Below are 13,072 nucleotides of genomic sequence, written 5' to 3'. Positions count from 1 at the left end.
AGACCTCGCGATACGGCGTGGTCTGCGTTTTGGATCCATCATGATCGATTGCGCTCGGTCGTCTCTGTGGTCGCCTTAAGAGTTTGTTCTAGTTCACGAATCCAAGCAGATTGTACGATCCCTAGACCGTTCCGTCAGACTGACTCGATCAGGCTCACTCGCCGGCGGGCGCGCGAAACTCGCCGTACCCTTTGAGCTATCTCGCCCATCGGGAACAGGAGTGACATCACCTGTCGAGTAGGCAAAAACATTCGAGACGGCAGGGCAATTATCTATATGAACACGCAGGAACGAGCGCGTATCAAAGAAACTGTTCAAACCCTTATCGAGCCTCGATCCAGGGTCTTCCATGTATCCCTCGCCCTGGCATCCCTCGCGGTGATCTTGGCCTTCGCCTCGGTCGGCGCTTCCCTCGCTCTGGCATCCCTCGCGGTGCTCTTGGCCTTCGCCTCGATCGGCACCTCTCTGCTCGCAAGTCGCCAACCGCACCTGCTGCGGTTGGTCGCCATCCCATTGCTCGGACTCGCGGGCGTGGTCGCGCTCCTCGCCGGTCTCTGGACCCTGATCGGCGGGACGGAGGCGAGCGCCGTCTTGCCGTTCGGCCTGCCCTGGCTGCACTGGCAGGTGCGGCTCGATCCGCTCGCGGGCGTCTTCCTCGTCCTCATCGGGTTGGTGACTGGTGCGGTTAGCCTCTATGGGCTTGACTATGTGCGCCACTTCGAAAACGGGCGCGAGTCACTCGCCGCGCTCGGCGGTTTCAGCGGACTGTTCGTGGTTGGGATGCTGCTCGTGGTGTTGGCCGACGATGCCTTCTTGTTCATGGTGGCCTGGGAGTTGATGTCCCTGTCCTCTTATTTCCTGGTCGCCTTCCAGCACGAGCATGCCGCCAATCGGCGCGCCGCCTTCCTCTATCTGCTCATGGCCCATTTCGGCGGGTTGGCGATCCTGCTCGGCTTTGGTGTCTTGGCCGCCTTCGGAGGCGGTTTCGATTTCGACGCCATGCGGACGGCACAGCTCACGCCGCTATGGGCGGGCGTCGCATTCGGCTTGACCTTCCTCGGCTTTGGACTGAAGGCCGGCCTGGTTCCATTCCATGCCTGGCTGCCTGAGGCGCATCCGGTTGCGCCCTCGCATATCTCGGCGCTGATGTCGGGTGTCATGCTCAAGGTCGCGGTCTATGGCTTCATCCGCCTGGTGTTGGACCTCAATGGCGAGCTGCATTGGTCCTGGGGCGTGATCCTGATCACGGTTGGGAGCCTCTCAGCCCTAGTCGGAGTGCTATTTGCCCTGATCCAGACCGACCTCAAAAGGCTGTTGGCCTATTCGTCGATCGAGAATCTGGGTATCGTCTTCATTGCGCTGGGGCTCACGCTGCTGTTTGCATCCACCGGTCACCCCAATCTGGCCGCCTTGGCCCTGGTCGCCGCACTCTATCACGCGCTCAACCACGCGCTGTTCAAGTCGCTGCTGTTCCTGGGCGCGGGTGCCATCCTGCACAGCACCCACGAACGCGACCTAGAACAGATGGGCGGTCTGTTGCGGCGTATGCCCTGGACAGGTTCGTTCTTCCTGATCGGCTGTCTGTCGATCTCGGCCCTACCCCCATTCAATGGTTTCGTCTCCGAATGGTTGATCTTCCAGTCGGCGCTGCAGGCCTGGAATCTGGAGAGCGGGGTACTGCGCAGCCTGGTGCCGATCGCCTCGGCAGTGTTGGCGCTCACTGGCGCGCTGGTCGCAGCGACCTTCGTCAAGGTCTATGGCATTGCCTTTTTGGGGCAAGCGCGTTCGCGTCATGTGCGCCGCGCCCGACCCTCACCCAAGGGGATGTGGGCCGGTCAGGGCGTGCTGGCGGTGCTGTGCGTGCTGTTCGGTATGCTGCCAACCCAGATCCTCAGCCTGCTCGATTCGGTGGCCGCCCAACTACTGGGCACGGGTGTGCCGCAGGCGGACGCAAGCGGTTGGCTATGGCTGACACCGATCTCCGCTGAGACCGCGAGCTACAGCGCCCCCCTGACCATACTGCTCCTAGCCCTGATTGCGGGCGCGGCCATCTGGTGGTTCAAACGTCACGCCTCCTGGCGGGTGCGGCGCTGCGATCCCTGGGATTGCGGATTCACCCCTCCAACGCCACGGATGCAGTCCAGTGCCGCCTCATTCGCCCAGCCGATCCGGCGCGTCTTCGCCCTGCTGTTTGTGATCGACGAAGCTCTGGAACAGAGCGCAGATGGCATCACGCGCTATCGGCTCAGGGTCGCCGATCGCGCCTGGGGCTGGCTCTATCTGCCGATGGCGCGCGCGGTTGATGCCTCCTCGCAACAGGTCGCCCGGCTGCAATCGGGAAACGTCCGGATCTATCTCGGCTGGACGCTGGCAACCCTGTTCGTCCTACTCTGGATCATCGCATGACTGCCTGGTTCATCGCCCTGCTACAGGCCCTGATCTGTGTCGCACTGGCCCCACTCTTGGTCGGCTGGGTACGTAAGGTCAAGGCGCAGCTCCAGAACCGGCGCGGCGCCCCACTGCTCCAGCCCTATGTCGATCTGCACAAGCTGATGGTCAAGGAGACGCGGGTGGCGCACTCAGCCTCGCCGCTGTTTCGGGTCGCGCCCTACATCGTCTTTGTCGCCACCTGGCTGGCGTGTGCCACCGTACCTCTGATCGCGCTTGATCTGCCGACGGCCAATATCGCCGATCTCATCGTGTTGGTCGGTCTGTTGGCCCTGGGACGTTTCTTCCTTGCCCTGGCTGGGATGGACGTGGGCACGGCCTTCGGCGGCATGGGCGCCTCGCGCGAGATGCTGATCTCGGCGCTAGCCGAGCCGGCGCTTCTGATGGTGGTCTTTACGCTCGCCATGACCGCGCACAGCACCAGTCTGGTCGGCGTGATGGACCATCATCTGACCGACGGCTTCCTGCTGCGTCCGTCCTATCTGTTTGCCTTCGGCGCGCTCGTGCTGGTGGCTCTGGCCGAGTGCGGACGTATCCCCGTCGACAACCCAGCAACCCACCTCGAGCTGACCATGGTCCACGAGGCCATGCTGCTCGAATACACCGGACGCCATCTGGCACTCATGGAGTGGGCGGCCTGGATCAAGCTATTGCTCTACGGGGTGCTGATCGTCAACGTCTTCCTGCCCTGGGGCATTGCGACCGAGTTCACGCCGAGGGCGCTCATGTTGGGCCTGATCGCTGTGCTCGCCAAGCTTACGCTGCTAGGTGCAGCCTTGGCGGTCAGCGAGACCCTGATGGCCAAGATGCGTCTGTTCCGGGTGCCGAACTTCCTAAACCTCGCCCTGCTCCTGGGATTGTTAGGGCTCATGAGTCATGTGATCCTGGAGGTCGGTTGATGAATCTTCTGGCGTTGCCGCTGTTGCAACAGTTCGTCGTTTTGCTGGCAGCCTTGGCACTGTTTCTCTCTTTCGTGCTCTTGGCCCAGACCCGGCTGGTCGCCGCGATCCATGTCTTCGCCTGGCAGGGCGCGCTTGTGGCGGCGGTGACCCTGACTGTGGCCCTAAGCGGTCAGGCTAGGCACCTCTATTTCTCAGCCATCCTGACCCTCGTCCTCAAGGCACTTCTAATCCCGTGGATGCTGCATCGTCTGGTGCGGCGTCTCGGTCTGGAACGGGAGACCGAGCGTCTTCGGTATCCGGCGCTCGTGGCCATGCTGGGCGTGGGTCTGGTGATCTTTAGCTACTGGCTGGTGCTGCCCATGGTCGAGCAGGGGCTGACCTTTACCCGCAACATCATCGCCGTGAGCCTCGCCCTGGTCTTGATTGGGCTCCTGATGATGGTCTTCCGCCAGCAGGCGGTGGCCCAGGTGCTGGGCTTTATGGCGATGGAGAATGGGCTGTTTTTGGCCGCAGTCTCGGCAACCGCCGGCATGCCGCTGGTGGTCGAGCTCGGAATTGCCTTCGATGTTCTGGTGGCCATGGTGTTATTCGGGGTCTTTTTCTTTCAAATCCGCGAGAGCATCGATTCGCTCGATGTGGATCGACTCAATCGCCTGACCGAGGCGGGTCCGGTGGATGAGGCAGCCGCAGATTCTTGGATGGTTGGTCACTGAGATGATGCCCTTGCTGCTCACACTCTTACCCCCCCTGATCGGTGGATTCGCGCTTTTCTGGGTGCGCGCGCTCGATCTGTCTGGACGGCTCAACTTGGCCATCTCTGGCCTGACCCTGATCGGTGCGCTATGGCTGGCCTGGATGGTCGCGCGGGTCGAGGTCGTGGCTGGTCTGGGCTTTCGGGTCGATGCCTTCAACGTTTATCTGATCGTGCTCACGGCCTTCGTGGGACTGACTACGGCCATCTTCTCAGGCCCCTATATGCAACATGTCCAGGCGAGCGGGCGCATCAGCGCGCTCAACCTGAGGCTCTATCACGGCCTCTACCAGTCCTTCATGCTGACCATGTTGGTGGCCCTAACCACAGACAATCTCGGCATCCTCTGGGTAGCGGTTGAGGGTGCGACGCTTGCGACCGTGCTCTTAGTCTCGCTCTATCGCACCCCGGAGGCGGTCGAGGCCGCCTGGAAATATTTCATCCTGTGCGGCGTCGGGATCGCGCTCGCACTGTTCGGCACAGTTCTGACCTATTTTGCTGCCTATTTGGTCCTCGAGGACACAGAATCCGGCCTGTCCTGGAGCGTACTCCATGCCCATGCCGGCGCCCTTGATCCCACGGTGATGCGGATCGCCTTCGTGTTCCTGTTGGTCGGCTATGGCACCAAGGTCGGTCTAGTGCCCATGCATCAGTGGCTGCCGGACGCCCATTCCGAGGGTCCGACCCCGATGTCAGCGGTCCTCTCGGGTCTGTTGCTCAATGTCGCGCTCTATGCGGTGGTGCGGCTCAAGATGCTGGTCGACGGCTCGCTGGCGGCGACCCAGACCTCGCATTTGGCCGGGGCACTCCTGATGGGGTTCGGGATAGTCTCGTTCGTCGTCGCTGGGCTCTTTCTGCATCGCCAGCGCGACATCAAACGGCTGTTCAGCTATTCCTCGATCGAGCACATGGGGCTCATGACCTTTGCCTTCGGGGTCGGAGGTCCTCTGGCGACCTTCGGTGCACTACTCCACATGTTGGTCCATTCGCTCACCAAATCGGCGATCTTCGTCACCGTCGGGCATGCCACCCATCTGGCTGGCACCCAGTCGATCGACCGCATCCGCGGACTGATCCGCACCCAGCCGGCGATTGGCTGGGGGCTGCTGTTCGGGGTGGTCGCCATCGCTGGCTTTCCGCCCTTTGGGGTCTTCACCAGTGAATTTTTGCTCCTGACCGCAACCATGCAGACCTATCCCTGGTTTACCCTGCTCCTGTTGAGCGGTCTGGCGATCGCCTTCGCCGGTCTGTTTCGGCATCTACACCCGATGGTCTATGGTACGGCCCCCGAGGGTCAGAGACCCGTCGCGGCGAACATGCTACCTGTGTTCTTGCATCTTGGGCTGGTGTTGTGGCTAGGGTTGTCCATCCCAGGGGCTCTCGTCGCCTGGCTGGATCGGGCGACGGCCTTGATCGCGGGCCGAGGTGTTCTATGAGCACATTTGACTGGTCATCCCGCTTGATCGAGCGGCTCGCCGAATCTGGGGCCGCTGCCCACCAGGGTGAGCCGCTCGCACCCGCCCGGCATCTGCTCCTCGCGCCAGACGCCTGGGGGACGGCGGCTCAGCTCGCCGCTGAGCTCGGGGTACGTCACGCTGGGGTCTGGGTCGATCCGCTTGACACCCCAGCCGATGTGGCCAGATCGGAGGGCGAACCGCGTCTGCGCGTGCTGGCCTGTCTGGAGCACGGTGGCACCTATCTGATCCTGGAGACCGAGGTTCCACTGAGTCGGCCGCATCTGGCCTCCCAGGCACACCACTTCCCAGGGATTAGTCGCCTGGAGCGTCATGCCCATGACCTGACCGGGATCCTCTGGACCGACCAGCCCGATAGACGGCGCTGGACGCGTCATCAGGCCTGGCCAGAGGATCGCTTCCCGCTGCGCGCCGATTTCCCCCTGAGCGGCGAGCATCGCGGGCGCACCCCGTCCGATGCCGAATATCCCTTCATCCCCATCCTAGGCCATGGTGTCCACGAGATCCCGGTCGGTCCAGTCCATGCCGGGATCATTGAGCCGGGACACTTTCGGTTCCAAGTTATGGGCGAGGAGGTCTTGCGCCTGGAGGAACGGTTGGGCTATGTCCATCGCGGGGTCGAAAAGCTCGCTGTCGGACGCGATCCGGCGGCCCTAGCGCGGCTTGCCGGGCGGGTCTCGGGCGATACGGCGGTCGCCCATGCCTGGGCGGCCTGTCAGGCCATGGAACGCGCCACTGGATGTGAGGTGCCGCCGCGGGCCCTGACCCTGCGGGCGCTCCTAGCCGAGCGCGAGCGCATCGCCAATCACCTCGGCGACATCGGCGCCATCTGCAACGACGTCGGCTTCGCCTTCGCCCATGTCCAGTGCGCCCGGTTGCGCGAACAGTGGCAGCGGCGCTCATCGGAGCTGTTTGGGCATCGGCTGCTGATGGATGTGGTCATCCCCGGCGGGGTCGCCGCTGACCTGTCGCCTGAAGGCTTCCATCACCTGCGGCTCGATCACGCCGCATTCCGGCAGTCCATCGAACCCATCTTCGACATCCTCGAGGATCTGCCCTCGCTCGAAGATCGGCTGCTCACGACCGGCATCCTGTCCGAAGCCGACGCCCGCGAACTCGGCTGCACTGGCTATGTCGGCAAGGCCAGCGGTCTGGCCTTCGATGTCCGGCACCACGCCCCCTACCCACCCTATGATCAGCTGCGGGTCGAGGTGCCGGTCCAGACCGAGGGCGACGTAGCCGCCCGGCTGCGGGTGCGGATCGAGGAGGTGCGCAGCACTCTGTGGATGCTCGACCGCCTGCTCGACGCCTTGCCGGACGGCGCGATCCAGGCGCCGCTCCCTGCACCCAAGTCAGGTGCAGCCGGGCTGGGCCTGATCGAGGGCTGGCGCGGCGAGATCCTGAGCTACGTCCGCTTCGACGAATCCGGACGGATCGCCCGTTATTTCCCTCGTGATCCGAGCTGGTTCACCTGGCCGGCGCTCGAACGGCTGATCCTGGGCAATATCGTCCCCGACTTCCCGGTCTGCAACAAATCGGTCAACGGCTCCTATGCCGGTCAGGATCTATAGCCGAACACGGCAGGGCCTGGATTCCAACAGCGCACCCAGGCTGAGGTTACGTGAGCGACCCGCAGGACCGAACGAGCCTGATGCATCCTTATTCAGATTCACTCGTCTTCAGCGTTGCTCGGACTACATTAATAGACACGATGAACCCAACGGCCACGACTGATCCTCAACGCCTCGCCCCCTGGCTTGTCGGCCTGCCCATCGCCGCCGTGTTCTGGGGGCTGGCCTACAGCCATCTCACCGAGATCGCCGATCTGGCGATCGGCGCGCTCGGCCTCACCCGCGCCACCCAGCTCGGCGAGGCGATACATTTCTTCCTCTACGACACGCCCAAGGTGTTGCTTCTGCTCACCGGCATCGTCTTTGTGATGGGCGTGATCCAGACCTTCTTCGCCCCAGAACGCACCCGGGCGCTGCTGGCCGGTCGGCGATTGGGGCTCGGGAATGCCCTGGCGGCGAGCCTCGGCATCGTCACGCCCTTCTGCTCTTGCTCGGCGGTGCCATTGTTTATCGGTTTCCTCTCGGCCGGGGTGCCGCTGGGGGTGACCTTCTCCTTCCTGATCGCCGCGCCCATGGTCAACGAGGTGGCATTGGCACTGCTACTGGGGTTGTTCGGCTGGAAGGTGGCGCTCCTCTATCTAGGGCTTGGACTTGCAGTGGCCATCGTCGCTGGACTCGTCATCGGCGAACTGAAGATGGAACGCCATCTGGAGGACTGGGTGCGTGCCATCCATCTGGGCGAGGCGACGGCGGCATCCGGCTCTGATCAATGCTGGACGGAACGCCTGCACGCCGGACTCCGGCATGTGCGCGAGATCGTCGGGCGGGTCTGGCCCTATGTGCTCCTCGGGATCGGACTCGGTGCGGCGATCCACGGCTATGTGCCCGAGGACTTCATGGCCGCCTTCATGGGACGCGAGGTCTGGTGGGCGGTCCCGGCGGCGGTGGTGCTGGGGGTGCCCATGTACACCAATGCCGCCGGCATCATCCCCATCGTCGAGGCGCTGATCGGCAAGGGCGCGGCACTCGGCACCACGCTCGCCTTCATGATGAGCGTCATCGCACTCTCGGCCCCCGAGATGCTGATCCTGCGCAAGGTGCTCAAATGGCCGCTGATCGCGACCTTCATCGCCGCGGTTGCGTCCGGCATCCTGTTGGTCGGTTATGTCTTCAATCTCGTTCTCTAACGGAGTCAAGCGCATGAAACACGTCAAGATCCTCGGCACCGGCTGCCGCAACTGTCAGGCCACCCTGAACCTGGTCGAAGAGGTCGCCCGCGCCCAGGGGGTCGAGATCAGGCTAGAGAAGGTCGACCAGATCCAGGACATCATGCGCTACCCCATCATGGCCACGCCCGGCGTGGTGATCGACGAGGTCGTGGTGCATTCAGGCGGGGTGCCGGATCGCAAAACGGTCGAGGGCTGGTTCGCACCCTCGGCCTGATCCGGGTTCGTGCCAGGCGAGGTCTGGCGGATGGCCTCTACTCGTAGATTCCTCGCCCAGCGTCCAGCCCGTCTTGATCCGACTCTATGCCACGAGGACTGATTCATGGCCCCACCCAAAAAAACCGTGCTGGTCCTCTGCACCGGCAATTCCTGTCGCTCGCAGATGGCCGAAGTCCTGCTCAACCATGATCTGGCGGATCAGGTGCGCGCCCTGTCGGCGGGTACCCACCCTCAGCCCAGGGTGGCCGAGGGCGCCATCGCGGCACTACAAGACCTCGGCCTGCCGACCGATGGCCTGTATCCCAAGGATATCGACGCGGTGCTCGATGAACCCATCGATCTAGTGGCAACCGTCTGCGACAACGCCAGGGAAAGCTGTCCGGTCTTCCCGCGTCCGGTCAAGCAGGTCCATCTGTCCTTCCATGACCCGCACGGCGAACCGCTAGAATCCTTCATCGCAGTGCGCGACGACATCCGCGCACGCCTGATCCCAGCCGTCCGTGAAGCCCTGGAGATCTGAGTGATGCCGGAACCGATCCTGACCTCGACCCTGACCTGCCCCCACTGCGGACATCGGCGCGAGGAGATCATGCCCACGGATGCCTGTCAGTGGTACTACGAGTGTCTGGGCTGCAGCACCCTACTGCGCCCCAAACCGGGTGACTGCTGCGTCTTCTGCTCTTATGGCGACGTACCCTGTCCACCCATCCAGATCAACGGCCGACAAGCCGCCTGTTGTCATGGCCCCTCAGTTTCATTCACAGGTCAACATCTATGAGTGCGCAATGTGAAGTCACCGCCAAACAGGCCGCCGGCGCCGCCATGAGCGTCTTCGAGCGCTGGCTGAGCCTGTGGGTTGCACTCTGTATCGTCGTCGGGATCGCGCTCGGCCAGCTCCTGCCCGCCCCCTTCCAGTTCCTCGGTGAACTGGAAGTGGCCCGGGTCAATCTGCCGGTGGGCGTGCTCATCTGGATCATGATCATCCCGATGCTGATCAAGATCGACTTCGGTGCACTGCATCAGGTGCGCGATCACTGGAAGGGCATCGGCGTCACCCTGTTCGTCAACTGGGCGGTCAAGCCGTTCTCGATGGCGCTCTTGGCCTGGCTGTTCATCCGTGGATTCTTCGCCGACTGGTTGCCGTCCGAGCAGCTCGATTCCTATGTCGCCGGGCTGATCCTGCTGGCCGCCGCGCCCTGCACCGCGATGGTCTTTGTCTGGAGCCGACTGACCGGGGGCGATCCCTATTTCACCCTGTCGCAGGTGGCACTCAACGACACCATCATGATCTTTGCCTTCGCGCCGATCGTGGGGCTGCTGCTGGGTCTGTCGTCGATCAGCGTCCCCTGGGAGACGCTCTTGATCTCGGTGCTGCTCTATATCGTCATCCCGGTCATCATCGCCCAGGTCTTACGCAAGATCCTGCTGGCCCAGGGTCAGGAACGCTTCGACACTGCGCTCGACACCCTGGGCCACGTCTCGATCGTCGCGCTGCTCCTGACACTGGTACTGTTGTTTGCCTTCCAGGGCGAGCAGATCCTCACCCAGCCGCTGGTCATCGCCCTGCTGGCGGTGCCGATCCTGATCCAGGTGTTCTTCAACGCCGCCCTGGCCTACTGGCTCAATCGTCTGGTCGGTGAAAAACACAGCGTCGCCTGCCCCTCGGCGCTGATCGGGGCCTCGAACTTCTTCGAGCTGGCGGTGGCCACGGCCATTGTGCTCTTTGGGTTCCAGTCTGGGGCCGCGCTCGCTACCGTGGTCGGGGTGCTGATCGAGGTACCGGTGATGCTCCTGGTGGTGCGGATGGTCAATGCCAGCCGCGGTTGGTATGAGAAGGGCATCCCCGTGGAGCAAAGACGCACTTAAAAACGCTCGCGCGCTTCGAGCCGGCCATGCCCGGCTCGCAGGATCGAGGTCGAGGTCTGGCGCCTGTCCGACCCCGGTTCAGTGGAGGCTGAAGCTGATCGGTATCGTGACGGTCAGGGTATTTTGGGCCAGGTTGGCCGGAATGGGTGGCATGGGTGAGGCCCGTTGCAGCAGGGACCTCGCCTCTTGGTCGAGCACCGGATGGCCGGAACTCGACTCGATCCGGTGCGACAGCAGGCGTCCCTGCCGGTCGATACTGAAGGTCACCTGGACTGTGCCTTGCTCCTGGCGTCGACGCGCCGACTCCGGGTAACGCCTGTGCCGCTTGAGCCAGGCGACCAGCGTGGCGTAATAACTGTGGATATCCGCCGGATCGACACCCGTGCCGACGCCGCCGTCATCGGCGCCCTGTCCTGATCCTCCGTGACCCGCCCGGTTGAACCTCTCCTCGGTGCCGCCCTGGGTCCTTTGCGCCTGGGTTGAGGGGATCTCGGGGCTTGCCTCGACGCCGGCCATCGGCCTGGTCGGCGCCGGCGTCTTGGTGGTGACGGGCCTGGGACGCCCCTGGCGCGTCTCGACCAGTCGCTTGGGTCCTTCGCGCGTGCGTGTCTTCGTGCCCTCGCCAGACTTCGCAACCCTTGACTCGGGTGTCTGTGTCTTGGGCGTCGTTGGTGCGCTCAGGGGTGTCTGAATCGCCGCCTTTGGCATGGGCTTAGAAGGGGGCGGCGTCAGAGTCGGCTGATCAGGGGCGCGCGGTTCCTGCTTATCGTGGCCTTTGCTCGGTTCATCCAAGTCGGCGCCCTTGGAGGGCTTGGACGCCGCCAGCCGGAGGCTATAGACAGGCCCTACCTGGGATTTTGGGCAAGACGGTGTCGGCCACGCCAGCAGCAGGGCCACATGGGCGGCACCGGCCACCATCAACGCGATCAGCCAGTGATGGACGCGGATCTCCATCATGGCCGACCGACCGTCATCAGATCGACGCGCGCGATTCCGGCCTGTCGCAACAGGGTCAGCACGGCCCGTAATGAGCCGACATTGAGCCGAGCATCGGCCTTGATGGTCACGGGCTGCGATGCCGGATCAGCGAGAGCGGCGATCCGCCCCATCAGCGCGTCGGCTTCGATAGGGCGAGCGTCCAGGGCCATCCGCCCCTCGGCATCGATGAGCAGGAGGATCGGTGCTTCGGTCGGCGCGCGACCCGTGTTTGCGGTGGGTGGTGTCACATTGAGCGGCTCGGGCGGTGTCAGCCGCCCCATGAGCATAAAGAAGATCAACATCAGTAAGATGACATTGATCAGCGGGATCAGCCCAGTATCACCAGGCGACCGGCGGTGCGGTTGGATGAATTTCATTCCAGGGTCACCTCGGTCACACCGAGCGCCAGGATCCGGTCCATCAGCGAGACCAGGGCCTGAAGCTCGACCTCGGCATCCGGATGGATCAGGACGCGCAGCTCAGGTTGCTGCCGAAGGCGGTCGCGCAGTCGCTCCACCACCGCCCCCTGCTCTAGCCGCACGTCACCCAGATCGATATGGCCATCGGCGTGGAGCCGGATCGACAGGCTGGGCACGTCCGAGTCCGCGGTTTCCGCGAGCGCCGTCTGCGTTGCGTCAATAGGGAGCGCACGCCGCGCCTCGAAATGCGAGGCAAGCAAGAAAAAGAGCAGCAGGATGAAGACGACATCGATCAGGGGCGTCAGTCCGATCGGGTTAGGACGGCGCGGCACGCGCCACTCAAGCCGCATCGCTGACCTGGGCCGCATCGGTCGCGGCGGACTGGTGCCCCGGCCCGACCTCCAGGTCGATGGGCAGGAGATCGCGCGTGAAGACCTGGGTGACGGCGTCTTCCATCTGGTGTCCACAACGCTCGACACGCCGCTCCAGCCAGGTGTGAGCCAGTACCACCGGGATGGCGATGCTCAGGCCAACGGCGGTCGTGAGCAGCGCCTGCCAGATCCCTCCCGAGAGGATGGCGGGATCGACCTGGGTCCCGGCCGATTCGAGCCGGCGAAAGGCCTCGATCATCCCCAGCACCGTACCGAGCAGTCCCAGCAGCGGACTCAGGGTGCCGATGACCTCTAGGGTCCGCAGATAACTACGCAGCCCCTCCAGCTCGACGCTCGCGAGGCGTACCAGCTCCTCGCGCAGCAGTGCCGGCTCGACGTCGGGCCGTTCCAGTCCCACCATGGCGACCGCGACGACCCGCGCCACCGGCGAGCGCATCCGACGCAGACGCGCGAGTGCCGCCTCATCCTCGTGCCGTCTCCAGAGTGTGAGCGCATCCTGGACAGGGCCGAGCGCGCCGAGACGCAGCCGCCCAAACTGCCAGAGCTTGAGCAGCACGATGGCCAAGGCCGCCACGGAGAGCACCCCCAGCGCCAGTATCACCGGACCACCCATATCTATGACGATCGCCAACCGGTGCGCCACCTGGATGACCAGATGACCCCAATCGAGTCCAGGGATCACAGCGAGCGTGTCGCTGGCCGGCGCAAGGGGCGCGTCTCTATTGGACGGCATGATACCCCGCACAAAGGCTGGAAATACCATCCGCATCGGATCGGTCATTAAGTCGGCCTCTTCTCGCCGAGGCGCTGATCAGGTTTACAGCC

General features: G+C 63.8%; 14 protein-coding genes. 10 read left to right on the top strand and 4 right to left on the bottom strand.

Annotated features, from left to right (window positions below; translation table 11 throughout):
- Positions 1-378 precede the first annotated feature (378 nt).
- The 10 genes from hyfB to arsB all read left to right on the top strand — a co-directional run bounded on the left by hyfB (position 379) and on the right by arsB (position 10,458).
- Positions 379-2,406: a hydrogenase 4 subunit B gene (gene hyfB / locus E6P07_RS04125; RefSeq protein WP_246172923.1), complete on the top strand. Its 2,028-nt coding sequence runs from the start codon at positions 379-381 to the stop codon at positions 2,404-2,406.
- Entirely contained in the window at positions 2,403-3,347 is a 945-nt protein-coding gene (locus E6P07_RS04120) for a respiratory chain complex I subunit 1 family protein (protein WP_153974445.1), read from the top strand. The genes hyfB and E6P07_RS04120 overlap by 4 nt, the downstream gene beginning before the upstream one ends.
- The gene (locus E6P07_RS04115) at positions 3,347-4,063 is read left to right on the top strand and encodes a formate hydrogenlyase (RefSeq protein WP_153974444.1); all 717 of its coding nucleotides are present in this window, start codon (positions 3,347-3,349) and stop codon (positions 4,061-4,063) included. Before E6P07_RS04120 ends, E6P07_RS04115 begins: the two co-directional genes overlap by 1 nt.
- Position 4,064: 1 nt before the next feature.
- Positions 4,065-5,537 (top strand): hydrogenase 4 subunit F, encoded by a 1,473-nt coding sequence (locus E6P07_RS04110; protein ID WP_153974443.1) that lies wholly within the window; start codon positions 4,065-4,067, stop codon positions 5,535-5,537.
- Complete coding sequence (locus E6P07_RS04105; protein ID WP_153974442.1) at positions 5,534-7,147, top strand: hydrogenase large subunit; 1,614 nt, start codon at positions 5,534-5,536, stop codon at positions 7,145-7,147. The genes E6P07_RS04110 and E6P07_RS04105 overlap by 4 nt, the downstream gene beginning before the upstream one ends.
- A 140-nt stretch (positions 7,148-7,287) precedes the next feature.
- The gene (locus E6P07_RS04100; RefSeq protein ID WP_153974441.1) at positions 7,288-8,334 is read left to right on the top strand and encodes a permease; all 1,047 of its coding nucleotides are present in this window, start codon (positions 7,288-7,290) and stop codon (positions 8,332-8,334) included.
- 13 nt (positions 8,335-8,347) lie between these two features.
- The gene (locus E6P07_RS04095; RefSeq protein WP_153974440.1) at positions 8,348-8,590 is read left to right on the top strand and encodes a thioredoxin family protein; all 243 of its coding nucleotides are present in this window, start codon (positions 8,348-8,350) and stop codon (positions 8,588-8,590) included.
- Between the two features lie 105 nt (positions 8,591-8,695).
- Positions 8,696-9,112: an arsenate reductase ArsC gene (locus E6P07_RS04090; protein WP_153974439.1), complete on the top strand. Its 417-nt coding sequence runs from the start codon at positions 8,696-8,698 to the stop codon at positions 9,110-9,112.
- A gap of 3 nt (positions 9,113-9,115) precedes the next feature.
- Positions 9,116-9,370, top strand: a complete 255-nt coding sequence (locus E6P07_RS04085) for a GDCCVxC domain-containing (seleno)protein (RefSeq protein ID WP_153974438.1) — start codon at positions 9,116-9,118, stop codon at positions 9,368-9,370.
- Positions 9,367-10,458 carry an ACR3 family arsenite efflux transporter gene (gene arsB / locus E6P07_RS04080; RefSeq protein ID WP_153974437.1) on the top strand — a complete coding sequence of 364 codons (1,092 nt, stop codon included), beginning with the start codon at positions 9,367-9,369 and terminating at the stop codon, positions 10,456-10,458. Before E6P07_RS04085 ends, arsB begins: the two co-directional genes overlap by 4 nt.
- A gap of 78 nt (positions 10,459-10,536) precedes the next feature.
- On the opposite strand, the gene E6P07_RS04075 is transcribed toward arsB, so the two are convergent.
- From E6P07_RS04075 to E6P07_RS04060, 4 genes are read right to left on the bottom strand one after another with little or no spacing between them, the layout of a single operon-like run.
- Positions 10,537-11,415, bottom strand: coding sequence for an energy transducer TonB (locus tag E6P07_RS04075; protein ID WP_153974436.1), 879 nt, complete (start codon positions 11,413-11,415; stop codon positions 10,537-10,539).
- Entirely contained in the window at positions 11,412-11,813 is a 402-nt protein-coding gene (locus tag E6P07_RS04070; RefSeq protein ID WP_153974435.1) for an ExbD/TolR family protein, read from the bottom strand. Before E6P07_RS04070 ends, E6P07_RS04075 begins: the two co-directional genes overlap by 4 nt.
- Entirely contained in the window at positions 11,810-12,187 is a 378-nt protein-coding gene (locus E6P07_RS04065) for an ExbD/TolR family protein (RefSeq protein ID WP_246172922.1), read from the bottom strand. Before E6P07_RS04065 ends, E6P07_RS04070 begins: the two co-directional genes overlap by 4 nt.
- Positions 12,188-12,194: 7 nt before the next feature.
- Positions 12,195-12,860, bottom strand: a complete 666-nt coding sequence (locus tag E6P07_RS04060) for a MotA/TolQ/ExbB proton channel family protein (RefSeq protein ID WP_246172985.1) — start codon at positions 12,858-12,860, stop codon at positions 12,195-12,197.
- Positions 12,861-13,072 lie beyond the last annotated feature (212 nt).

It is taken from the genome of Thermochromatium tepidum ATCC 43061 (genome assembly GCF_009664085.1).
Taxonomy (GTDB): Bacteria; Pseudomonadota; Gammaproteobacteria; order Chromatiales; family Chromatiaceae; genus Thermochromatium; species Thermochromatium tepidum.
This window is presented reverse-complemented; position numbering and strand designations above follow the sequence as displayed.